Source organism: Amycolatopsis sp. WAC 04197, assembly GCF_003947475.1.
GTDB lineage: Bacteria > Actinomycetota > Actinomycetes > Mycobacteriales > Pseudonocardiaceae > Amycolatopsis > Amycolatopsis japonica.
In genome coordinates this window covers 63,503-86,915 of sequence record NZ_QHJK01000015.1, presented here as the reverse complement: position 1 = coordinate 86,915, position 23,413 = coordinate 63,503, and the positions used below count along the sequence as shown (strand labels likewise).

Below are 23,413 nucleotides of genomic sequence, written 5' to 3'. Positions count from 1 at the left end.
AGGCGGAGGGAGGTACTGCTGGTACCCCCTAAGTACCCGACGCGGTCGTCGCGATACCGCCGTCGACCGGGACGACGGCGCCCGTCAAGTAGGACCCCGCCCGGCCGGCGAGGAACACGGCGGTGCCTGCCATGTCGTCGTCACGGCCGATGCGGCGCAGAGGTGTCTTCGCCGCGATCGTGTCGCCGATGGCGTCGATCGTCGCCGCCATCATCTGCGACGGGAACACTCCCGGGGCTATCGCGTTCACCGTGACGTGCTGTGGGCCCAGTTCCCTGGCGAGCACCCTGGTGAGTTGATGGAGTGCCGCTTTGCTGCCTGCGTACGAGTAGTTCGGCGCCTCGGCGACGTGGATGGCGGCGATACTGCCGATATTGATGATCCGCGCGGGATCATCGGCGGTGCCCGCCCTGCGCAGCGCGGGCAGCAGCGCCTGCACCAGCCAGAACGGCGACTTGAGGTTGAGGTCGATCACCGCGTCCCAGGCCTCGGCGGGGAACGTCTCCAGCGGCTCGCGCCACATCGCCCCGGCGTTGTTGACGAGGATGTCCAGACGTTCCCAGTCGGCCTTGACGAGATCAGCGAGGCGCTGACACTCGTCGTACCTGGACAGGTCGGCCGGGATCGCTCGAACGTCGCCGAATTCGGAGAGCAGACGCTGCGCCTCCGCGCACGCGTCCGCCTTGCGTGAGCTGACGATGACACGGGCGCCCGCCTGCAGGAGGCCGCGCGCGATCATCATCCCGATGCCCCTGGTTCCGCCAGTGACAAGTGCGTATTTCCCACTCAGGTCGAAAAGTCCTGCGTGAGTGGTGAACCGGTTGCCCGCCATGGGTCTTCGTCCGTTCTGTCCTGTGAAGCCGACTCGAACAGGCTGACAGGCGTGCTGGACGTCGGGGAGATCCTGGCGATACAGGTACTGCGAGAGCCCCCTGCCCCGGCCGCGGAGGCCGGCGGTTCCCACGTCGGGCGACCGCCGGCCGTGCCATCAGGGACGGAGCCAGGGCCCGGTCATCGCGGCGAGCAGGCTGTGCTGCGGATCGTCGGCGCCCAGCTCCCACATCATCATGCCCGCCAGGCGGTGGCGTTTCGCGAACAGCGAGCGGTCCTGAATGGACCGTGGGTTCTCGTAGCTCACCCAGATCTTCTTCTCCGGGTTCCAGAGGTACGGCGAGCGCACGATCGGGTCCCAGCCCTTGCGGAATCCGGGGTCACCGGCCCACTCCGGGCCCATGAGGACCTTGTAGTCGAGGAACTGCATGGCCGTGTACGGCTGGTAGAGGCCGTCGTTGGCGGTCGAAGTGACGGTGAACGCCCGGCCGTAGAAGGGAACGCCGAGGACGATCTTCTCGCGCGGGACACCGTGGTCGGTCATGTACTTCAGCGCGCCGACGTTGTTGTTGTACTCGTCGTTCGGATCACCGGGCCGTTTGACCAGCGGGTCGTTGAAGCAGGAGAACTTCGAGTAGCCCGTGCAGAAGTCGTAGGTCATCAGGTTGAAGATGTCGACGAGCCTGCCGACTTCACGCAGGTCGAAACTGTTGGACGCGTCGTAGGGCGCGCCCCCGGTTCCGGTTCCGTCGTCCTGGACACGGCCCGCGGGGATGTCCGCGGACAGCTTCATGGCGCGGCCAGGCCTGCCGTTGTCGCGGGCATAGCGCTGCAGTTGTGTTCGGAATTCCTTGAGCAGCAAGGTGAAGTTCGCGCGGTCGGCCGGCGAGTTGCCGATACTGGGCAGCCCTCCCGAGACCGGGAACTCCCAGTCGACGTCGAATCCGTCGACCAGCCCGGCCGGGAACGCGCTCAGCCATTTGTCCACACAGGACTTCACGAAGGCGCGCCGGGATTCGGCGGTCGCGGCGCCGGCGCCGAATCCCGGCGCGGCCCAGCCGCCGATGGAGATCAGCACGGTCAGGCCGGGGTGATCACGTTTCACCGCCGCGAGGCTTTCGATGTCCTTGCGCTGCTTGGCGTCCGGGGTGCTGCACCGGCCGCCCGCCGGCGAGGCGAACCAGTAGCTGATGGTGTTCAGCATTTCCCAGGGAACCTGGTCGGCGGGCGGTGTACCCCCCCAGAACGCCTCCAGGATCGGCCGATCAGGTGGCGGGGCGGCCTCGATCTCCGGTGTCCCGGAAGCGGGGGAGGCGGGAAGCAGTGCCAGAACCGCGGCGAGGCACAACCCGAGCCGCAAGGCCAGATTCTTCGGTCGCATGGAAGATCCTTCCTGGTGGGAATGGGTACGAGTGGTGGTGGCGACCAGACCCGCCCGCGCGGCGGCGACGCCCGCCTGGAACCGGCTCTCCGCGGCGAGTTCCTGCGTCATCGCCGAAAACATGCCTGCGCAACGTCCGTTCGGACAGGCCGACCCGGTCACTGAGCACTTCGCAGGTCCCTGATCGAGCGGACCGCGAGCAGCAGCACGGTACAGGCGAGCCCGAGCACGGTCGCGAGGATCATCAGTGGCCGTGCGCCGAAAAGGCTCGCCATCGGCCCGGCGAGCGACCTGCCCAGCACCAACGCGAGCAGCGACCCCGAGACGTCGTAGGCGTAGACCCGGTTCAGGAGTTCCGCGGGGATCTGGGTCTGGACCGTGGTGGACCACAGGACACCCCAGTAGGCGAGGCCGAAACCGGCCAGCGTCCAGCCGGCGACGAGCAGGGCGACCGGAAGTCCCACCGCGGGCGTGATCGGGTACAGCGCGAACAACGCCCAGCCGATCGCCCCGGACAGCAGCGGACGGCTCGGGCGGACGCGCATGGCGACCGCGCCGCCCGCGACCCCGCCCGCGCCGAAGGCGGCCATTCCGATACCCAGCGCGGTCGAACCGTAGTCCGAGACGACCAGGTCCGCGCCGACCGGCAGCGACACACCCGCCACGAAACAGCCGTACACCAGGTGGATCGCGATCACGCCCCAGAGCCAGCCGCGGGCGGCGAACTCCCGCCAGCCTTCGACCAGCTGACGCCAGAACGACGGTTCACTGTCCTCAGTGGACTTCACCGGCGTGAGCCGCAGGGCGAACAGGCAGAGGGCGCTGATCCCGTACGTCGCGGCATAGATCCCGAACACGGTCCCGGCTCCGGCGACGGCGACCAGCACACCGGCGAGCGCCGGGCCGAGCACGCCCGAGATCGCCTCGGAGATCCGCAGGATGCCGTTCGCGCCCTGGACGTCCTCCGCGACCTGCGGGACCATGCTCGCCACACCGGGCTGGAACAGCGCGGTGGCGGCACCGCTGAGGAACTGCAGGACGACGATCGCCGGCAGCGACGGCGTTCCGACGGCGAAGGCTACCGCCATCCCGCCCTGGACGACCAGTCGGACGAGGTCCGCGATGATCATCATCCGGCGCGGCGTGAACCGGTCCGCGAGTACGCCGCCGAACAGCATGAACAACGCGAGCGCGCCCATCCACGCGCCGAGGGCGTAGCCGACGCCGTCGATCCCGTGACCCGCCGCCAGCACGGCGATCGAGAGTGCGACGGGCAGCATCGCGTCGCCCAGCATCGACCCGCTGCGCGCGGTGAGGTAGAGCTTGAAGTTGCCGGACCAGAGCCGTCCGGCGGCCGGTTTTCCTTCACCGGTCAGGGTTTCGGTGTCGTGACTCATACCGGCAGCTCCCGCCCGCTCGAGGAGTCGATGGCCGTGGCCGTCCAGGCGACCGGATCCAGCGGATCGGCGGGAGGCTCGGCGCAGATCACGTAGTGGTGCGGTGCCAGCGCGGTCGGCCGTCCCGGCAGCGCGGCCAGTACGCGGGCGTGCAGGTCCGCGGCCGTCGCCGGGCCGGTCAGATGGCACACCAGCCGGTGCCCCAGGACGTCGTCGGGCTCCGCGGTCACCAGATGCGGCCGGTCACCTAGGACGTCGGAGACCAGTTCCCGGACGGCGTCCAGCTCGACCCAGCACGAGTCGGAGAGGTACCAGCCTTCCCCCCGTTCGATGGGGGCGAGCGTGGTGAGCGAATGCAGTTCCTTCACCGGGAGATCCGCCTCGGCCGCCGCACGCAGCAACGCCAGGAGACCGCGGCCGAACTCGGTCACCTCGGAGGTGTCGAGACAGCCGGGGTCGACCCACAGCGTCAGATCCAGTTCCGTGTCGAGGCGGTACAGACAGCCGAAGAAGCGGGTCGGGATGTCCTCCTGCGGCAGCAGTTCCAGCGTGCCACCGATTTCGGGGTCGTCTTCGACGTCCGGTCCACCCGGCAGCCACACCGACGGCAGCCTGCCGTACGCGGCGCGAGGCGGCTCGCCGACCGCGGCGTCGCCCAGCGCGCTCATGTCGTTGAACACGAGATCCCTGGCGAAGGAGAAGCCCCGTTCGTGGGTGACGCGGGTGATCACTTCCCAGATGGCGTCGGCTTCGAACCAGCTGTGCCGGTACGCGGGTACCGAAGCGGCGCGGACAGCGTGGACCAGTTCGTCGAACGTCTCCGGGATGGTGACCGGGAGCAGCGCGTCCTGCGCCATCGAACCGAAGAAGCGGCGCAACTGCTTGAGCACCCGGTTGCCGGACAAGGACGTCGTCACGCAGGAGGATTGCGCGGTCCAGTGCGCGATCAGCGCGTTGAGCGCGGCGAGGGCGATGGCGGAGGGGCTCGCGCTGGTCCGCTCGGCGATCGCCGCGATATGGCCCATCGCGGCCCGTGAACGGACCCGCAGCCCGGGCCGGAGGAAGCCGGTTCCGGTGGCGGGCACGGGGAACATCGCCTGCGGAACGGTGCGCAGCTTGCTTTCCCAGTACCGCGTCGCCGCTTGTCCCAGCCGCTGCACCGCGGGCGTCTTCTCGAGTTCGACGACGTCGAGCGGCTGTGGCGAGTCGTCCACGGGCAGCTCGTGCCCGGCGGCCAGCTCGGTCCATTCGCCGAGGAGGAGTTCGCAGGTGGCGACGTCCATCGCGGCGTGGCTCACCACCCAGACGAGCCGGCGCGGGACGTCGTTCTCGGTCACCACGGCGAGACGCAGCGGCAGCTCCGCGGTCAGATCGAAGACCCGGGACCGCAGGGCGCGCGCGGTGCTCTCGGCCGTCCGGAGGACGTCGCCGTCGCTCTCGACGACCTCGACCTCCACCTCGCCTTCCGCGAGCACGTGCTGGAGCGTCCGGTCGCCGAACGAGTACTTCGTCCGCAGCGACTCGTGGCGTTCGAGCAGCACCCGGAGCCAGGCGGCGACCTGGTCCACCGGCGCGCCGGGCACGTCGAACACCATCGCGAGGTTGAGCCGCGTCGGATCGTCGTCGAGGGTGATGGCGCGGACGATGTTCGCGTGGCCGAACGCCAGCGGACCGGAGCGAGCCGTCTTGCCGGTGAAACGGACCTGGAACCGGGTCATTTCGTCACCTCGTGGGTCGGGCGGGTCAGGGGAGCGGCGGTGGTCTCGAACCGGCAGAAGGCGACTGTCGCGTCGTCGTGGTGTTTCCCGGCGGAGTGGCCCGGCGCGGAACGGAGTTCGGCACGGCGGGTCTCGTGGACGACGGCGGCCGGACCGTCGAGCTCGGCGACGTCGAGCAGCTGGTGCCAGGTCCACCCGTAGCGTTCGACGAGCCGGTACGCGCCGTCGGTGAGGAGCGCGGCGCGGCGCAGGTACGAGAGTTCCACGGTGCCGGTGCGGGCCTGGGCGGCGGCGGCCGGATCACTGCCCGCGACCCAGAACCCGCCGGGCGCGTTGCGCAGGGGCCGGACCTCCTGCCAGGACAGGTGCAGCAACCGGTCGATCCGGTCGTCGATGACGGCCTCGACGGTGCCGTCGAGCCGCTCGAGCACCACCGCCGAATCGCTCAGCACCAGGTAGTCGGCGAAGCCGTCCCGTTCGCGCAGGATCGCCACGGTCGCCGTCGGGCCGCAGGGATTGCCGAGATCGCAGGTTCCGGAGTGGGCGCCGCGGACCGACTCGATGGCCGCGCGGAGGACGGCACGCAGGTCATCGGCGGGACGTTCGACGAGGAGCCGGTCCAGCGCGGTGCCGAGTCTCGCCACCAGCCAGCGGACGTCGTGCACGCAGCCGGTCTCCGCGCCCGGTTCCGCCGTCGCGCCGTCGATGACCAGTGCGTGATACCGGCCTGAGAGCACCAGATCCTCGTTGACCAGGCCGTCACCCGGCTGGGAGAGACGATCGACTTTCATGCTTCGTCCTTTTCGTAGGCGAGCCATTGGGCGAGTGCGCGGATGCCTTGATCGAGTTCCGTCGCCGGTTCGTCGGCGACGAGACGAGGGGCGGAAGGGCCGTGCGGCGACGACGGCCAGCTGACCGGAACCCGCCGGACGGTGCGGGCGACCGCGTCGGCCAGTTCCCGGCTGGTCAGCGGGGATGGAGTCGCGATGGTCCGCCGCGGCGCCGGCTGGTGCAGGAGGTGGTGCACGGCGAGCGCGATGTCCCGGATGTAGGCGGGCCGGTGGGTCGCCAGTGCCGGGACGTCGGCCTGGATCGGTTGTGCCAGCAGGGCTTGCCGGGTGAACGTCTCCAGGACGGAATAGCCCTCGATACCGGGCCCGTACGGCGAACCGGTCCGCAGGACGCTGGTGCCCGGCGCGGCGGCGGGGACGGGCACTCCGGGAGGGCAGACCTGGACCACGTGCCGCGCCGTCACGGACGGGAGCGTGGAACCGGGTTCGGCGACGTGGACCACGGCGTCGACGTCCGGCCCGTCGTTCCCGGCCAGGACCTCGTACCCGCGATCGGCCAGATGACGCGCGATCTCCCGGCCGAGCGGGCGGTGGGTGGTGGTGACGAGGACGCGTTCCCGCCGGGGCGCGGGCGAAAGTCGTGCCCGTGCACCGGCTTCGTGGCCGAGACGGGCCAACTCCGACATGGCCGGCCGCAGCGTCCGGAGCGTGGAAGCGCCGACGGTGGTGCACACCCCGCCCGCGCCGATCGTGCCCAGCGCGAGCGAGCCGACCCGGTCGAGCCGGCCGCGGGTCCCGAGGGCGCCGAGGAGGTAGGCCGTGGTCCAGAGTCCTTCGATGGCTTCTTCGTCGAGATGCCGTTCCAGATCGGCGAGAGCGCCGAACACCGACCCGGTGACTTCGAGCCGTTGCTTCTGGCAGGCGTCGAAATCCCAGCCCGCCCGGCCGAAGTACCGCTCGGCGTCGATGGTCGTCCGTCTTCCGTCCTCACGCACGACGCACTGGGCGATCCCGTGTTTGAAGAACGGGATGACGTCGGGATCGAGCGGACCCGCGCCGAGTGACCAGTCGTCGCCGGGCGGGGCGGCGAAGCACGCCGACCGCCGTGAGCCGTGCGAGTCGTTGCGGAGGACGCTGGGTTCGTCCGCGTGCTCGACGAGATTCGGCGCGACCAGGAGCACCGGGACCCCGGCCGCGCGCAGGTACCGGGACATGACGACGTCGTCGGGCCAGGTCGAGCCGTGCGCTTCGGCGAAATCCGCGAAACCGGCCGCGATCCGGGCGGGCAGCGCCAGCGCGACGGTCGGGGTGTACTCGTGGGTCGCGGTGACCCATCTCGCCCCGGCCAGCGCGGCGATCCGCACGGCGGCGCCGTTGCGGGAGTTCCAGTTGGTGTAGAAGGCGATCGCGGCATCGGGGGCGGCCGCGACGGCGGCCCGGGCGTGGTCGAAGAAGCCGTCGACGGGAACGGCGTCGTCCTGGAGGACCAGGTGGTGGGTCGTGCCTTCGGCGATCGCGGACCAGGCCCGGATCGCGGTACGCAGGGCGGTCGGCGGTCCGCCGGGCTCCGGATCGGCGACCGGTCGCAGCGCCCCGGCGGGCGCGGCGGCCAGCAGACGGCCGGTGAGTCCCGGCCGCCGCGGATGGGTCATGACGGCACCGGTGAGCACTATGTCGTGGCAGGGAGGCGGAGTGGTCACGTGGCTGGTCCAATCAGGACGTGAATTCGAGACGATCCGGAACGGAATCTAGGTCGGTCCCGGCGGACGCCACCAGAATTTGGCCGAAACCGGACTCGGCGACCGGAGAAAGCGATCTCGATCGGCGACGCGGGTAATGATCAATCCACAATGGACGGAGAATGCGGCCGCTACCGGACAAGCACTTCAGTCGGCCGTGCCGTCGGGCAGCCACCCGCATTCCGCCGCCCGGAACCCGAGTTCGAACCGGCTCCTCGCGCCGACGCGGGCCATGAGGACGTTGACGTACCGCCGAACGGTCCTCGCGGATACACCCAGCCGGTTCGCGACCGCTTCATCGGTCAGTCCGTCGACCAGGCAGCGCAGGATCGCCTGTTCGAACTCGTCCGGCCGAGCGGACGTCATCTCCCACGGCGTCGCCTCCTCCCAGCGAGGGTCGAAGGCCTCGGCGAGAGCGCTGATCAACGTCGGCGTGGTCACCATGAGCAAGCTTTTGGCGTCGTCGCCACCCGAAGGGACCAGCGCCAGTCTGCGGTCTATCAAAAGGGATTCTTCGATCGCCCGATCGGTGACCTTGACCCGGAGCCCGTGCCGCACCGCCTCGGTGATCTCGCCGCGCGCGTGTTCCGCCGGTGTCGTGCACAGCAGCCGCACCCGGACGTGCGGCGGGAAGGCGCCGCGGCGCGCGGCCGCGGTGACGGTCCCGCCGAACCACGGCGAACCGCCCGTCGCGGTGGTCAGCACTTCCCGTCTTGCGGTGGAAACCAGATCGAGTACAGTCGACAGGCTCGTTCCGTCGGTCGGGTTCGGAGCGGATGACGCAGACACTGACCTTGCCCCCAGGCGTGTTCGTCCTACACGATCGCACTTTGCTTTCCCGCCAGCTGAATTCTTGTTCCGAAGCATGCGGAGAGCCGGTATAAATTTGGTATGGACCACTAATCGCAAAGGTCGCGAGTGCTTCGCGATTATTCCGGCGAGGTGAGTGGGGGCATATGGAGTTCACGATTCTCGGGCCGCTCGGTGTCCGCGACGGGAATACCGAACTCGAGCTGGGCGCGCCGAAAGTCCGCCGTCTGCTGGCACTGCTGCTCCATCGCGCGGGCGAGGTGGTCCCGGTGAGCGCGCTGGTCGAGGGCCTGTGGGCGGGCCGCCCGCCACGCACCGCGGCGAAGAACCTCCAGCTCTACGTCCTCCAGCTCCGCCGCGCGCTGATGGACCCGGATCGCGTGGTGCACCGCAGACCCGGTTATCTGCTGGTGGTGAATCCCGGTGAACTGGACGTCCGGCGGTTCGAGGATCTCGCCGACCAAGCGCGTACGGCACACGAGCGGCGGAACGCGGTCGTCGCCGGAAGCCTGGCGCGGCAGGCACTCGCGGTCTGGCAGGGCCCTCCCTTCGGCGGGCTGGCCGACAGCAGTGCCGCGCTCCAGGTCGAGGCGGATCGGCTGCAGGAACGACGGCTGGTCCTGCTGGGGCAGCGCATCGACGCGGATCTGGCGCTCGGCAGGCACGCGGACGTCGTCGCCGAACTCACCGAGCTCGTCTGGGAACATCCGTTGCGGGAACACTTCCAGGCCCAGCTCATGCTCGCGCTCTACCGGTCGGGGCGCCAAGCCGAGGCGCTCGGGGTCTATCGCCGGGCACGCGCCCTGCTCACCGGCGAGCTCGGGCTCGAACCGGGTGCGGAGCTGACCGACCTCGCCCAAGCCATCCTGCGCACCGATCCGGCACTGGACCTGCCCGCCGCCGAACAGCCGGTTTCCGCCGGGCCGAGGCAGCTGCCCGCCGCGGTGCCGACGTTCACCGGCCGCACCGCGCAGCTGCGCCGGATCGACGCCCTGGTCGCCGGCGGCGCACCGGTGGTGGTCGTCAGCGGCACCGCGGGGGTGGGCAAGACCGCGCTGGCACTGCAATGGGCACACGGCGCGCTCGACCGGTTCCCCGACGGCCAGCTCTACCTGAATCTGCACGGCTGCGCGCGGTCGGCCACGGTGACCGCGGCCGAAGCACTGGTGCGGCTCGTGCGCTCGCTGGGTGTCCCGCCCGACCGGATACCGGTGGACCCCGACGAACTGGCCGCGCTCTACCGCTCCGAGCTCGCGGGCAAACGGATGCTCGTGGTGCTCGACAACGCCGGTACGGCCGATCAGGTGCGGCCGCTGCTGCCCGGCCGTCCCGGCAGCCTCGTCGTGGTGACCGGCAGGCAGGAACTGCCCGGACTCGTCGTCCTGCACGACGCCGGTGCCGTCCGGCTCGACCTGCTGACCGAAGAGGAGGGGCTCAAGCTGCTCGCCAGGCTCGTCGGCGCGCAGCGGGTCAAGGAGGAACGCCGGGCGGCGGCGAAACTGGTCCGCTTGTGTGCCGGGCTGCCGCTCGCGTTGCGGATCGCGGCCGCGGACATCGGCATCGGCCGGGACCGGCCGATCGGTGCCGTGGTCGACGGGCTGGTGCGGGCCGACCGGCTGGACCGGCTCGGGATCGACGGCGACCCGTCGGCCGCGGTCCGCGCCGCGTTCGCGCTCTCGTACCGGCGGCTTGGTCCGGCCGCTCAGGGCTTGTTCCGGTTGCTCGGCGTGGTCCAGGTGCCGGACTTCACCGCGCGGTCGATAGCCGCGCTCGCCGGGCAGGATCCCGAGAGCGTGTCCCAGGCTCTCGCCGAACTGGAGCGTGCGCATCTCGTCGCCCGGGGCACCGACGGCCGGTACCAGTGCCACGATCTCCTCCGGCTGTACGCGACCGAACGCGCGCGGGCCGAGGACGACGCGGCCGACCGCGACGCGGCCCGGCTCCGGCTGTTCGGCTGGTATCTCGCGACGGTGACCGTCGCGGTCACGCGGATCACGCCGCAGATCCTCCGGCTTCGTGAAGGAGCAGAATTCGGCGAGACCGACGTCGTCTTCGATGACGACACCGAGGCATTGGAATGGCTCGAAGCGGAACGTGCCGACCTCATGGCCATCATCCACGACGCCGCCGCGCAGGGCCCGCACCGGGTCGTCTGGTTACTGGCGGACGCACTGCGCGGTTTCTTCTGGCTCAGAAGGCATTCCGTGGACTGGGTCGCCGTCGCGAAGGCCGGGCTCGCCGCGGCGGTCGTGGACGGTGAGCCGCGCGGCCGGATCGCCGCCCGGCAAAGTCTCGCGCAGGTGTATCGCGGGCTGGGCGACTACACGGCCGCCATCACGCACTACACCAAGGCACTGGAGCTGGCGACCGCCGAACGGTGGCCGGAGGCGGAAGCCGCCGCGCGCGGCAATCTCGCCGGAGTCCACTGGGAGCTCGGCGCGCTCGACGAGGCTGTCGCGGAACTCGACCGCGCGATCGAACTGAACAGCCGGATGGGCTGGGAAGCGGGACTTTCGGCCAACCTGCACAACATCGGGACACTCCTGCGGGAGCTGGGCAAGCCACAGGAAGCCATCCAGCGGCTGGCCCAGGCCCTTTCGCTCATCGAACGCGCCGGCAATCGCGACGGCGCCGCGCATGTGTACACCACCCTCGGCGAGGTCTATCTCGACCTCGGCAGACTGACCGAGGCGCGCGAGTCGCTGTCGAAAAGTGTTTCCCTGCACCGGGAGAACGGCGCTCGTTACGGCGAGACGACCGCACTCTGCTCACTGGCGGCGTTGTGCGCCGAGACCGGGGAATTCGCCGAAGCGGCCGAGCACGCCGAGGCGATGCTGGAACTGGCCCGGGAAACCGGCGATCGCCGGGCGGAGGCGAACGCGCTCGCCGCGCTGGCCGAACTCGCCGGCCGGACCGAGTTGCCCGTGGCTCCCGAGGTCTTGGCCGGACAGGCGGTCGAACTCGCCCACAAGATCCATTACACACGAGCGGAGATCGTCGGCCTGCTGGCGCTGGCCGAGGTGTGTCGTCGCGGCGGGCGGCTCGACGACGCCGTCACGCATGCGGACGCGGCCGCGGAACTGGCCACCCGGCGGGACTTCCTGCTCCTCGCGGCGCGGGCGCAGACGGTGCTGGCCACCACCAGGCGCGACCGCGGCGACCGGAAACAGGCGGCCGAATGCGCCGAGCGCGCGCTGACCCTGCATCGCCGCACCGGCAACCGGATCGGCGAGGGGCACGCGCTCGCCGTCCTCGGCGAGGTCACCGCGAAACGGGATCCCGGTGCCGGGCGGGGACTTCTGCGGAAGGCGCACGACATCCTCGCCGACTGCGGTTCGGTGGAACGGTTCCGGGTGGCGGACCTGCTCGCGACCTGAGTGTCAGGCCGTCCCCAGCGCGACCGCGATCACGAGCCCCCGCTCACAGGAAATGGAGACGTCGACCCGCTCGATACCCAGCGCGCGAGCACGTTCGGACGCCGCACCGCGCAACTCCACCGACGTCGCGCTCGCTCCGGACCGCCGGATCACGATCTGGGCGGGCGGGACCGAACCGGACAGGCAGGTCCTGAGCATTTTCAGCACCGCCTCCTTCGCGGCGAACCGGCAAGCGAGACAGACGCTGCCCGCCGTCGCGAGTTCGGCGATTTCCTCTTGGGAGAACAGGAACTTCAGGAACCAGCCGCGCCGCGCGAGCAGATCGAGTTCGGCCACGCGCAGCGCGTCCACTCCGACGAGCGTGGTCATACGTTCCCGGTCCCTTCGCACCTGACGCCCTGCGTCCTCGCCATGCGGTCACCCTAGATCGCCACCGTGCCGGGAAACCAGGGTGCTGGCCGGTGTCGGCCAGACCGCTTGCGGACGTTGAATCGCGCGGATTCCTTGCCGTAGCGTCGAATCTAGTCCGGAAGAACGGAGGAGACCTTCGTGGCCAGTGACATCAGCGACATCATCGATGCGGACGAACGGTTTCGCGGCCTGCTCGATCGCCTCTCGTCGAAGTCGATCGACGACTACTACAACCCCTATCAGATGTTCGAGTGGCCGGACAGCCTGCCCGAACGGATGTGGTGGATGAGCCCCGAGCTCACCACCACCCACGGCACCGAGTTCGCCACGACACTGAGCGAAGACCAGCTCTTCGCCCTGTCGCGGTACGAAAGCATCAACTTCTACAGTCTCAACGTGCACGGGATCCGTGAGCTGCTCATCGAGGTCGTCGCGCGTATCCACACGGCGGGTTTCGAGACGCCGTCGGAGTTCTTCCACCACTTCATCGGCGAAGAGAACGAACACATGTGGTTCTTCGCCGAATTCTGCCTGCGCTACGGCGGGAAGATCTACCGTGCCCCGGGTGCCGGCGTCACCATCCCGCCCGCCTCTTCGTCCAAAGTGGAGAGTCTGCTGGTGTTCGCGAGGATCCTGATCTTCGAGGAACTTGTGGACCACTACAACTCGCTGATGGCGCGGGACGAACGCCTGCACGAGACGATCCGCGCGATCAACCGTATCCACCATCAGGACGAATCACGGCATATCGCGTTCGGCCGGGAGCTGGTCGAGCATCTCTACGGCGACCTCAAGAAGACGGCGACCGAAGAGGAAATCGTCGAGGTCTCGGCCTATCTCCGCCGCTATCTCACCTACAGTTTCGAGTCGCTGTACAACCCGCAGGTCTACCGCGACGCCGGCATCGAGAACCCGCTGGAACTCCGGCGCGCGCTGCTCGACGCGCCCACCCGGCCGGCCACCGAGCAACAGGTGTTCCGCAAGACCTTGAAGTACCTGGAGCGAACGGGGATCCTCCGATGACCCGAACCACCGGAGTGGACGGCGCCGAAGCGCTGGCGATCCTCGGTCCCGACGAGACTGCCCTCGTCCAGGAACTCGACCGGACCTTCCTCGGCTGGGCAGGCACCGCCGGGGCGCGGGAGATCAGCCCGCCGCCGCTGTACCCGGTCACCGACCTGGAGAAGTTCGACGTCTACGCGAATTTCCCGCATCTGGCGTTCGTGGCCGGTCCGCTGGACCTGGACGGCCGCGAGGGAAAGCCGGTCGACGGAAGGTTCGCCGGTGGCGATCTGCAGGACGGCCGTTACGGTCTGCCGCACGCGACCTGTTACGGGGCTTACCTTTTCTACGAGGGCACGAAGGTGTCCGAGACGGAGATCGTGACGCTCGTCAACCGCTGTTTCCGCAGCGAAGACCACTACAGCGGGTTGCGGCGACTGGCGAGCTTCCAGATGCGTGAGATCGTCGCCCTCGGCTCGTTCGAGCACACGCAGGAAGTCGTTTCCCGCTTCACCGAAAGGATCCTGGCGTTCTCCGGCGAACTCGGCCTCGGCCTGGAGAAGGAGGCCGCGATCGATCCGTTCTTCCAGAACGACGGCGCCCGCGCCCTCCTGCAGAAGCTGAGCCCGGTCAAATACGAATTCCAGCACGGCACCCTCGCGATCGCCTCGGTCAACACCCATCGGAACTTCTTCGGCGAACGGTGCGACATCCGCTTCGGAGACGGCAAGGAGTTCGCCTACACCAGTTGTGTGGCGTTCGGCCTGGAGCGCTGGCTCGCCGTGCTCACCGAGGTCCACCACGGCGATCTCCCGGCGGCGCTGGCGGCCGTCCGAGCGGCGGCGGACCGGGCCGGGTGACCATGCCCGCGAGACGGATCGGCATCGACGTCGTCCCGCTCAGCCGGGTGCGCGAGCTCGTCGCCCAGGACGCGGAACCCGCGCTGCGGCGCATGCTCTCTTCCGCCGAACTGCTGAGTTCGTCCACTCCGGACGGTCCGGACCTGGCCGGTATCGCGGGACGCCTCGCCGCCAAGGAAGCGGTGTTCAAACTCTTCCACGTCGGCGGACAGCCCGTGCCCTGGCTCTCGACCGAAGTGCTCAAGAGCGACGGCGGCTGGCCGGTGGTCCGGCTCACCGGACGCGCCGCGCGGCTGGCCCGGGAAGCCGGGCTCGGCGAGATCGAAATCAGCATCACCCACGACGACGCGTACGCCATCGCGGTCGCGGTGTCCGCCGCGGACTGAGAAGGAAACAACCTCGAAGGAGAAGACATGCCCACCCCTGGTATCGAAAAGGTCAGTGACTGGATTCTCGGCAGGCACCCCGAACGCACCGAGCTGGCGTTCGAAGAGGACCTGATCGAGAGCCGCTTGGTCGACTCGCTGTCGTTCGTCGAGCTGGTCTACGTGATCGAGGACGCGAGCGGCGTCGAGGTCGACTTCGACAACATCGACATCGCGGACTTCAAAACCCTGTCGGCCATCGAGAAGGCGTTCTTTGCCGGAGCGGGAGTCAGCTGATGCACGCCGTTTCCTACACCGCGCAGTGGATGGCGGCGGCTCGTTCGCTCGAGTCCGAACGCGAGGACGCGCTGTACGTCGACCCGCTGGCGAGCGCCCTCGCCGCGCCGGACGGGTTCCGGCTGATCGAACGCTACGCCGGTGGCGGGCTGCTGCCGTTCATCAGCATCCGGACCAGGTTCCTCGACGACGCGATCGGCGAGCTGCGGTCGGATCCCTCCATCCGCCAGGTGGTGCTGATCGCCGCGGGGATGGACACCAGGGCGTTCCGGCTGGACTGGCCCGAGGACACCGTCGTCTTCGAGGTCGACCACGAGCCACTGCTGGTGGAGAAGCAGCGGCGGCTGACCGAACTGGGCGCCGAGCCGCGTGTCGATCGCCGGGTCGTACCCGCCGACCTGACCCGTGAATGGCTGCCCGAACTGGAGAAGGCGGGCTTCGACCCGGCCCGCCCGACGTTGTGGGTGGCCGAGGCGCTGACCTTCTTCCTGACCGAGGAGCAGGCGGGCGGTCTGCTGGAGACACTTGGCTCGGTGTCGGCGCCGGGAAGCAGGCTCGCGCTGGACATCCTCGGCCGTGCCCTGCTGCGCAGCCCGTTCTCGAAGCCGTTCCTCGACCGGCTGGCCGACGACGGGACACCGTGGATCTTCGGTACCGACGAGCCGGAGGAGTTCCTGCTGGCCCACGGCTGGAAGGTCGACGAGATCAAGGAGCCCGGCCAGCCCGGCGCGGGCGAGGGCCGCTGGCCCTACGAGGTACAGCCGCCGGAACGCCGCGGCGCCAACCGGCTCTGGCTGTTGCAGGCCGAATACCTGGAGGGCTGATGGGCGCGACCACCCTGGAACGCGTCGAATCGTTCGTGCCCGAGCGCAGCGTCCGCATCGAGGAGCTCGGTGAGCACCTCGGGCTGCGCCGGGCGGAACTCGGCGTGTTCCGGAAGTTCTACGGCCTCGACACCCTCCGGTTCGATCCCGGGATGGACCTGTTCGACCTGCTGTTGCCCGCCGCGAAGCGGGCGCTGGCGGCGCTGCCCGCCGGCCGGAGGATCGACAGGCTGGTGTTCGCGCATACGACCCAGGCGCTCGCGCCGGCCGACGTCGACATCGCCCAGGAGCTCGTGCGGCGGCTGGGACTGGTGGACGTCGAGGCGTTCGCGTTGTCCCACCAGGCGTGTGTGAGCAGCCTGGGTGCCATCGACGTCGCGGCCGAACTGCTGCGCGCCGAGGGCGAGACCGGCGGTTACGCCCTGATGGTGACCGGCGAGCGGGCGTTCTCGCCGATCGTGCAGCTGATCCCCAACACCGCGATCATGGCGGACGCGGCCTCGGCGTGCCTGCTGACTGTGGACGGCGACGGCGACGTCGTGCATTCCTTCGTCACGAAGACACTGGGGCAGTACGCGGAATGGCTGGCGCTGACCCCGGAGCAGAACACCGAATTCGGCGAGCTCTACGGGCCGCGGCTGGCCGAGGTGATCCTGGCGGCGGTGGCCGAGGCGGGATGCGGGTTCGACGACATCGAGCTGGTGATCCCGCACAACGTCAACGCCCTCGCCTGGCGGCAGACGGTGAAGGCGCTGGATGCGCCGTCGGAGAAGTTCTTCCTGGAGAACATCCCCAAGCTCAGCCATTGCTTCTCGTCGGACGTGTTCCTGAACTACACGACCCTGCGGGAGAGCGGCAGGCTCGTCGACGGTGCCCGCTACGTGCTCGTGACGGTCGGTCTCGGTGCGACGTTCGGCGCCATGGTGATCACCCATCGGACGCGGGGGAGCGGGACGTGACGGCCCGCGACGAGGTGGTGGCGGCGATCGGGGACGCGCTCGCGGACGTCCTGGAACGGGAGATCACCGGGCTGACCGAGGACACGCGGCTGTTCGACGACCTGCGGCTGGACTCGTCGAAGGTCCTGGAACTGCTGATGCTGGTGGAGATGGCCGTCGACATCACGGTGGATCCGGACGATCTCGACATCGATCGCCTCCGCACCGTCCGTTCGTTCGCCGACTACGTCGAATCCAGGCAGGCCATCGGGGAAGGAGTGTCATGAGCGGTGAACCGACCCTGCGCGGCACGAGCGCGGTGATCTCACCGCCCGGGCCCGGCTACCAGGAGGACGCGGCGGTCTCGAGGTTCCTCGCGGATCTCGTCGAACCGTTCGGGTCCAAAGTGGACGAAGAACGCTGGCAACGCGGCGCGCACGTCTCGCACAAGGCGCTGGCCGACCGGTTGCTGGAAGCCGAGGGCGTGCGCACGAGTCGCCCGCAGCTGGTCATCGTGACCCACGCCCTGCCCGACGTCCTGCCGTTCACCGCCGTGGCGCCGTATCTCGCCCACCGGCTCGACGTCACGGCGACCACGTTCTCCGTGGCACAGCAGGGTTTGGCCGCGCCTTTCACGGCCCTGCGCATCGTGGCGGCGTATCAGCGGTCGGGACGGTGCGAGGAGGCGGTCGTCGCGATACTGGAGCAGACGACGCTCCCGACCCCGCATCCGCTGGTCGATGACGGCGGGCTGGTCGACTCGGGTGCCGCCCTGGTCCTGGGCACCGGTCCAGGACCACGGCTGGCGTCGGTGTCGTCCGGCGGGTCGGTGGGGGAGCTGCTCGAACCCCATCGGGAGCCCGGCACGCTCGTGGTCCTCGGCCCGTGGGTGACGGAAACCGTCGAGGCGGAGGACGTCCACCGGGTTGCGCCCGGCTCGTACTGCACCAGCGTGTGGCTCGCCCTGGCGGGAAACTGGCCGGCGTGGCAGGAGACGTACCGGAAGGTCGTGCTCTGCGACACCGACCCGGTGAGCGGTCGCAGTCACGCCGCGGTCTTCACCTTCCCGGCGGGGTAGCCCGATGCGGATCGGGGCCGACCTGCTGTACGTCGGCGAACTGGACCGGCTGCTGGCACGGCCGTGGTTCCGTGCCTACGTCTACGCCGAGTCCGAACTCGCCACCGCGGCCGGGTTCGGCCCCGATCGATGCCGCGAATTCCTGGCGGGCCGCTTCGCCGCGAAGGAAGCCGTCGCGAAGGCTCTCGGCACCGGTTTCGCCGACGGCGTCGCGCCGCGCCAGATCGCCGTCGAACGAGCCGACTCCGGCGCGGCACTGGTGGTGCTCACCGACGCGGCGGCCGCGCGCGCCGCCGCGCTGGGGGTCGTGGAGGTTCAGGTGTCGATCACGCACAAGGCGGACCTGGTCCTGGCGGTCGCGCTCGCGGTGATCACCCCGGCCGGTACTACCGCAGGAGCCTGATCACGCCTCTGGGGCTGCGGCGGTCGGCTGCTGCTCCTGCGAGGTCGCTGACCAGGGACCACCGAGCGCCAGTGAAGGGCCGCGTTCTCATTCCGCAAACGTGTTCAGTTCGGCGCAGTTCGCTGGCTCGCTGCACACGGCACCCGGCGGCTTGATTCGCAGTTGAGGCCTAGCGTTGCTGTTGCCAGACAACGCCGTACGACATATTGGGGGTCAGCTCCTGAAACTGGGTGTTCACCTCGCCCGCATGGTCGGCACCGATCAGCTCCCGTGGCGCGGCATCGTCCTCCACCTCGCTCATGTGTAGCCCGTCGACCTTCCAGATCGAGAGCGGCGGCTGTTTCTCGTCGAACCTGATGTGCAGAGCGAACGACCTACACGGGAAACGGGGCGTACAGGTATAGAAAGTCCCCATCTCCCTGGCGCCCGAGAACCGGTAGCGGATGAACAACTCGTGCTCCCGAAGCCTGGTCAGGGGGTCGGCCAGCTCCAGGTCGAAGACGACTCTCGTTGACGAGTAGTCCAGCCGTGTGCGCAGCGTTCCCCCGCTGAGGACGACGATCTCCGGATCGTTGACCGTCGAGCCGGCTTTCCAACCGTCGGGAACCGGTACGGAGACTTCGAGTTGAAGCTCACGCAGCTCCTTCTCCGGCGTGGTGACGCGGCGTATCTCGTAGATTTCGGGCGCCTCGCGATCGAGCACGACCCACGTGCGTAACTCCGTGGTCTGCCAAGGTGCCAGAGGAAACCGCGCGTCCGGTGTGGCACCGGTGGTATCCGCGATCGCCAGCTCCGCCAGGATACGCAGGCCGTTGTCGATATGCCTGGTCGCCGTGCGCCCGTCGCGATGGAGGCGACTGGCGACCAGATCGACCCGCTCGCGGTAGAACCGAGAGCGTGCGTCCTCGGATAGCGCGAGCGCCGTAGACACTGCGAACGAGAGGTCGTCGGGCAGTCGTGCGGCCAGTTTCGCGAGACCCTTCGTCAGACGCGTCCGGACCTGGGCAGAGTCGGCTGTAGCCGGCAGACCGAACACCGCGCGCAACTCGGGCCCCGTCCTTGTCACCAGATCCGGAGCGTCCAGGCCCCTGCCCTTGCGCAGCGATTTAAGGTCGTTTATGAGCTTGTCGATGTCGATCTGTCTCTCCTGCCTCGTGCAACTTCAGCCGAGAAAGTCCAGCGGGCGCACGTTGTCCGGCGAGGTACCGGTAGCGTCCCAGACCACGAGTCCCCGCGGCCCGATCCGGAAGTGCAAGGATCCCGTAGGCAAGTACTGCGGGGTCACCCTCGCGTTGCCGCTTCCACCTGCTCAGGTAGCCCTGAAAGAGAAGGTCGTCGTGGCCATTCGCGCCGAAGAACACCAAGCAACTTCGTGGCGACGTCTGAACTCGCGTCCCTAGTTGGTCATCGTGCCAGCTCCCATGACCAGCGAGGGGTAGAAGCGCGATCTGCGGACGTATGGCCTCCGCAGATCGCGCCGCCTGAATTCAGGCGAACAACGAGCTCAGCACCGTGATAATGAAGTGTGTGTGCATCATTTAGCCTTTCATCTCAAAATGTCCTGTGCCTCGCGAGGGCTTGAACCGGGTCGTCGTCGACATGGCGATCCTCCGGGATCCCCGGCGGCAGCGGAACAGGTTTCCTGTTTCCTTGTGGGTTGGAAACCAGGAGACTGCGCCGTAGTGTCTCGTTCGTCGGCGAATAGAGGAACTTGTTGCAGTGTCGTTCGCTGTCGCCGTCACGCGCGGCCTGCGCCGCAGGCCGATCCCTACCTGCTGCCCATCACCGTGGCGACGTGGAGACCCACGGGGCTTGTGTGCTCCCTCGAGCGGGTATCTCAAGTCGGAGAACTACTCTGTCGAACAGCTAGTACGGATCGCCTTAAGCCTGTGATGGCGCCGACGCTCCTGAGACACTTCCCGCTCTGGTCGGTGCCCTTTCGAGGGGCCTTAGCCAGGCTCGCCGAGTGGTTTCGCGACGACCAGTCTTCTCTTGCATAATCCAGGTATGCGTGCCACATGTGCTTTGGCGACCGCTCCTGTGGTTCAGTCGACCGGCGGCGGGAAGTGGAACGGTTCGTCCGCCTCGTCGCGCGCCTCCGCTTTCTCCGCGGCGTTGATCAGAGCGTTGACCAGCGCGGGGTCCCCGACATAGGCGAGCAGGTCGCTCGCGTCTGCGCCGAGGATCGCCCCGGCGGTGTCGAAGCCGTCGCGTGCGAGGTCCAAACAAGCCTCACGGTCGAGTCGCGTAGCCAGCTGCCGCAGGACAGGCACGAGCCCGGCAGCGACGCCCAGTTCGAGTTGGGCGGGCAGGATCTCTGGGAGGTTTCCGAGGTCGGCGCCCCGGTGCACGATCATGGCGATGTCGATAACCGCCTCGATGATGTCGCTTGTCCGCCGTGCCGCTTGCTCTACCGGCCCCGCGCTGGTCACTTCGAGGTACTGGTGCTCGACGAGTTCCCGTTCGATCATCGGTAGTGACACACCCCGGCTCCAGCGCACGCAAGCGAGGCTGCGCCGGGCGCGCGCCACTCCGGGGCTCAGTGGCTCGTAGTCGCCGAGGAGCCTGTCCAGCATTGGTTCGGCGATGTTCTGGTGCCTGAGTTTCCGTTGTAGTTCCTGCCACTCCTTGCGCCAGTGGCCTCTGGGTAGGGAGAACCGGACGTCCGAGAGTTCTTCGGTGAGCTGTGCTGCGGCGACCAGGGTCATCCTCGTCAGTTCGGTGGGCGCGACGGAGCGAAGCGCCTCTGCGATGACGATGACCGAGTCGACTCCGAGCCCACTGCGGAGCGCGACCTTGCCCAGCGGGGTAAGCACATACCCGTCGTCCGCCTGCTTGATCAGGCCTTCGGTACTCAGGTCGGTCAGCGAGTTGGAGATCTGGCCCTGCGAGAACGAACGGGTTGACAGCCCGACTCGTTTCAGGTGCGCGGCGAAGGTCCACCTCAGGAAGTGGCCGACGTGTGCCGCCGACATGGCCCTCAGCTCCGTCGCGGGGCCTGCGAAGGTGTAGAGGATCAACGAACGCAGGTCGTGCGCGGGTAGCGTGGACCTGACCGGTTCCGGGGCCGCGGTGACATAGTCGTTCCACTTGCGGTCCGCGTCGACCGATCCGCGCGCGATCACGAAAGAACGACCTCTGGGGGTGAGTCCGGTGCGGCCCGCGCGGCCTGCCATGTTCCGGTACGCCGACACGGAGTACGGGCGCTCCGGCTCGCCGGGGTGGAGGAGGCGGTCGATCACGACGGCATCCGCGGCGAGGTTCAGGCCCTGGGACAGGGTAGTGGTCGCGACGATGACGCGGACCTCGCTTTCGGGGACGCGAAAGGTGCGCTCGACCGCCATCCGAGCGTCTTCCCCGAGATCGGAGATGTGGAAGGCGACCCCACCTTTAAGACATCGCAGGAGTTCCTCGGTGAGGCGTCCGTGCCCCCGCCCGCTGAGCGCCGCGGCTACGGCGGACGCGGGCGGGCGGCCGAGTTCGCCCGCGAGCTTCCTCGCGAAATCGATCGCCTCGGGGCGCGTGGCCATGAACACGATCACCTGTTCCCCCGCGTCGACCAGCTCGCGAACTACTCGCGACGGCAGAGTCTCTTCTTCACCTGCGGGGACAAGCTGATGGCTTTGTGCCTGCCCGTTCTCGCCGAGATGTCGGTACACACCGTCCTCGGTGATCACACCCTCCAGCAGCGGAATCTCGCGGTGCGTGGTGGGTACCAGTTCAGCGCCGAGCCACTGTGCGAGTTCGTCGGGCTCACCGAGAACTGCGGACAGGCCGATGATCTGCGGGACGGAGCCGGTCAGACGCCGAATCCTGATCCACGTCAGCAGCAGCTCCAGACCGGGGCCGCGGTCAGGTAGCGTCAGAGTTTGGATCTCGTCGATGACGAGCACGTTCGCCTTCGAGAGCAGTGCGGGCAAACCAGACGTCAGGCCGATGTACTTCTCGTAGGTCAGGATCGCGATGTCGAAGTCCCCCCGCACGAATCTCCTGGTCTGATCGCGCAGCTCACCGGTGACCCGGATGACCTGGACGCCGGCAGCGGCATAGGTCTCGCGGAAGCGGTCGTACTGCTCGTTCACCAGTGCTCGGGTGGAGAGCAGGAAGACTGCGCGGCCGCCGTCCGCGACGCAACGCAGGGCGGCGAGCTCACCGATCAAGGTCTTACCGGCCGAGGTCGGGGCACTGACCAAGACGTTCTCGCCGCGCAGCACCCCGCCCTCGTTGATCGCGCGGAGCTGGAGGTCGTTCAGGCGCGGATGGCGTTTTTGCCACGCCGTGATCACCTGTTCCGGCACGCCTAGGGCTGTCAGCGATGAGAACGCTCGCGTGGCGCGTAGCGGAGCGGCTTCACCACTGATCGCCGCGAAGTTCGTGCCGGGGTTGAGGATCGGCAGTGAGACGTGCGTCAATCTGCCGGTGACCACCGGGGTCTGCTGCGTCTTGCCGGGCTTGGGTGGGTGCAGGCGGAGTTTACCCGCGACGTGGTCCGCAAGTTTCAGCAAGGAGACGCGGTCGCCGTCGCGTACGGCGGGGTGGCCTCTGAGGCCTTCGAGCAGGTAGTGGGTGAGCAGGCCGTGCCGGAACTCGCTGTTCTCCCGTGCCTCCTGGTCGGCGTCGGCAGCGGCGATGACGAGGATCCCGTCTCCGGCGACCGACTCGAGCGGCGAGCCTGTTCCGCGCGCGGCGTCCTCGTGTTCGGGCCCGCGTAGCACCTTGGCCCCGGCCCGCCCGGAGAAGCAGCAGTCCAGTACGAGGATGACTACCTGAGCGCTGATCCGGCGCACCAAGTCGAACAGGTCCTCGAGGCGGAGCGCTGTCTCCGCAAGTCGATCGGGTCTCGCGTCCCTCGTGGCCAGAAAGCCATCCGAGGTGCCGTGTCCCGAGTAGGTGATCACAACGATGTCACGGGTCGTGCTCGCTGCCTGTATGTGTCCGAGTTTTGTCGTCAATTTGTCCTTGGTAACCGCAGAGTCGAGCATTAAGGTGGCGTTCTCGCTGAAGGTGTCCAGGAAAAGCGCGTGCAGCGCGATCGCGTCCTTTTTCGCGTACCTCAGCTGTTCGAAAGCTGGTGACTCGTAGTTGTCGACCCCGATGAAGAGGCCATGAAATTTCTGCCCGTCTTCCACAGAACGGAACGATAGCTCAGCCGGTGTGCTCGGGGAATCATGTTGTACCGTTTCGGCTCAAG

The 23,413-nt window shown here is 68.5% G+C and carries 20 protein-coding genes; 10 read left to right on the top strand and 10 right to left on the bottom strand.

Going from position 1 to position 23,413, the window contains the following annotated elements; translation table 11 throughout:
- Positions 1 to 28 precede the first annotated feature (28 nt).
- The 7 genes from DMC64_RS39110 to DMC64_RS39080 all read right to left on the bottom strand — a co-directional run bounded on the left by DMC64_RS39110 (position 29) and on the right by DMC64_RS39080 (position 8,562).
- Positions 29 to 832: an SDR family oxidoreductase gene (locus DMC64_RS39110; RefSeq protein WP_125737626.1), complete on the bottom strand. Its 804-nt coding sequence runs from the start codon at positions 830 to 832 to the stop codon at positions 29 to 31.
- Positions 833 to 988: 156 nt separating this feature from the next.
- Positions 989 to 2,323: a glycoside hydrolase family 18 protein gene (locus DMC64_RS39105; RefSeq protein ID WP_158634320.1), complete on the bottom strand. Its 1,335-nt coding sequence runs from the start codon at positions 2,321 to 2,323 to the stop codon at positions 989 to 991.
- A 47-nt stretch (positions 2,324 to 2,370) separates the two neighbouring features.
- Positions 2,371 to 3,609: an MFS transporter gene (locus tag DMC64_RS39100; RefSeq protein WP_037348328.1), complete on the bottom strand. Its 1,239-nt coding sequence runs from the start codon at positions 3,607 to 3,609 to the stop codon at positions 2,371 to 2,373.
- On the bottom strand, positions 3,606 to 5,327 hold the full coding sequence (locus tag DMC64_RS39095) for a condensation domain-containing protein (protein ID WP_125737624.1): 1,722 nt from the start codon (positions 5,325 to 5,327) through the stop codon (positions 3,606 to 3,608). Before DMC64_RS39095 ends, DMC64_RS39100 begins: the two co-directional genes overlap by 4 nt.
- Complete coding sequence (locus DMC64_RS39090; protein WP_125737623.1) at positions 5,324 to 6,118, bottom strand: protein phosphatase 2C domain-containing protein; 795 nt, start codon at positions 6,116 to 6,118, stop codon at positions 5,324 to 5,326. Before DMC64_RS39090 ends, DMC64_RS39095 begins: the two co-directional genes overlap by 4 nt.
- A complete protein-coding gene (locus tag DMC64_RS39085) occupies positions 6,115 to 7,818 on the bottom strand; it encodes an NAD(P)-dependent oxidoreductase (RefSeq protein WP_125737622.1) in 1,704 nt (567 codons plus the stop codon). Before DMC64_RS39085 ends, DMC64_RS39090 begins: the two co-directional genes overlap by 4 nt.
- 186 nt (positions 7,819 to 8,004) lie before the next feature.
- Entirely contained in the window at positions 8,005 to 8,562 is a 558-nt protein-coding gene (locus tag DMC64_RS39080) for a helix-turn-helix transcriptional regulator (protein WP_052121340.1), read from the bottom strand.
- A 251-nt stretch (positions 8,563 to 8,813) separates the two neighbouring features.
- Between DMC64_RS39080 and DMC64_RS39075 the strand changes: the two genes are divergently transcribed.
- Entirely contained in the window at positions 8,814 to 12,044 is a 3,231-nt protein-coding gene (locus tag DMC64_RS39075; RefSeq protein WP_125737620.1) for a BTAD domain-containing putative transcriptional regulator, read from the top strand.
- A gap of 3 nt (positions 12,045 to 12,047) precedes the next feature.
- On the opposite strand, the gene DMC64_RS39070 is transcribed toward DMC64_RS39075, so the two are convergent.
- A complete protein-coding gene (locus DMC64_RS39070) occupies positions 12,048 to 12,413 on the bottom strand; it encodes a holo-ACP synthase (RefSeq protein WP_125737619.1) in 366 nt (121 codons plus the stop codon).
- 180 nt (positions 12,414 to 12,593) lie between these two features.
- On the opposite strand from DMC64_RS39070, the gene DMC64_RS39065 reads away from it, so the two are divergent.
- Genes DMC64_RS39065 through DMC64_RS39025 form a run of 9 tightly spaced genes read left to right on the top strand, consistent with a single transcriptional unit; the run spans position 12,594 to position 18,222 of the window.
- Positions 12,594 to 13,478, top strand: a complete 885-nt coding sequence (locus DMC64_RS39065; RefSeq protein WP_125737618.1) for a diiron oxygenase — start codon at positions 12,594 to 12,596, stop codon at positions 13,476 to 13,478.
- The gene (locus DMC64_RS39060; protein WP_125737617.1) at positions 13,475 to 14,317 is read left to right on the top strand and encodes a hypothetical protein; all 843 of its coding nucleotides are present in this window, start codon (positions 13,475 to 13,477) and stop codon (positions 14,315 to 14,317) included. The genes DMC64_RS39065 and DMC64_RS39060 overlap by 4 nt, the downstream gene beginning before the upstream one ends.
- 2 nt (positions 14,318 to 14,319) lie before the next feature.
- A complete protein-coding gene (locus DMC64_RS39055; RefSeq protein ID WP_125737616.1) occupies positions 14,320 to 14,703 on the top strand; it encodes a holo-ACP synthase in 384 nt (127 codons plus the stop codon).
- A gap of 27 nt (positions 14,704 to 14,730) precedes the next feature.
- Positions 14,731 to 14,979 (top strand): acyl carrier protein, encoded by a 249-nt coding sequence (locus tag DMC64_RS39050; protein WP_125737615.1) that lies wholly within the window; start codon positions 14,731 to 14,733, stop codon positions 14,977 to 14,979.
- On the top strand, positions 14,979 to 15,803 hold the full coding sequence (locus DMC64_RS39045; RefSeq protein WP_037348319.1) for an SAM-dependent methyltransferase: 825 nt from the start codon (positions 14,979 to 14,981) through the stop codon (positions 15,801 to 15,803). Before DMC64_RS39050 ends, DMC64_RS39045 begins: the two co-directional genes overlap by 1 nt.
- Complete coding sequence (locus tag DMC64_RS39040) at positions 15,803 to 16,762, top strand: ketoacyl-ACP synthase III family protein (RefSeq protein WP_199755245.1); 960 nt, start codon at positions 15,803 to 15,805, stop codon at positions 16,760 to 16,762. The genes DMC64_RS39045 and DMC64_RS39040 overlap by 1 nt, the downstream gene beginning before the upstream one ends.
- The gene (locus tag DMC64_RS39035) at positions 16,759 to 17,028 is read left to right on the top strand and encodes an acyl carrier protein (RefSeq protein ID WP_125737614.1); all 270 of its coding nucleotides are present in this window, start codon (positions 16,759 to 16,761) and stop codon (positions 17,026 to 17,028) included. Before DMC64_RS39040 ends, DMC64_RS39035 begins: the two co-directional genes overlap by 4 nt.
- Positions 17,025 to 17,819: a hypothetical protein gene (locus tag DMC64_RS39030; RefSeq protein WP_125737613.1), complete on the top strand. Its 795-nt coding sequence runs from the start codon at positions 17,025 to 17,027 to the stop codon at positions 17,817 to 17,819. Before DMC64_RS39035 ends, DMC64_RS39030 begins: the two co-directional genes overlap by 4 nt.
- 4 nt (positions 17,820 to 17,823) lie before the next feature.
- Complete coding sequence (locus DMC64_RS39025; protein WP_125737612.1) at positions 17,824 to 18,222, top strand: holo-ACP synthase; 399 nt, start codon at positions 17,824 to 17,826, stop codon at positions 18,220 to 18,222.
- A 169-nt stretch (positions 18,223 to 18,391) separates the two neighbouring features.
- Here DMC64_RS39025 and DMC64_RS39020 read toward each other — a convergent pair whose 3' ends face one another.
- Together DMC64_RS39020 and DMC64_RS39015 are read right to left on the bottom strand one after the other, a co-directional pair.
- A complete protein-coding gene (locus tag DMC64_RS39020) occupies positions 18,392 to 19,267 on the bottom strand; it encodes a hypothetical protein (protein ID WP_125737611.1) in 876 nt (291 codons plus the stop codon).
- A gap of 1,000 nt (positions 19,268 to 20,267) precedes the next feature.
- On the bottom strand, positions 20,268 to 23,351 hold the full coding sequence (locus DMC64_RS39015) for a DEAD/DEAH box helicase (protein WP_125737610.1): 3,084 nt from the start codon (positions 23,349 to 23,351) through the stop codon (positions 20,268 to 20,270).
- Between the last annotated feature and the right edge of the window lie 62 nt (positions 23,352 to 23,413).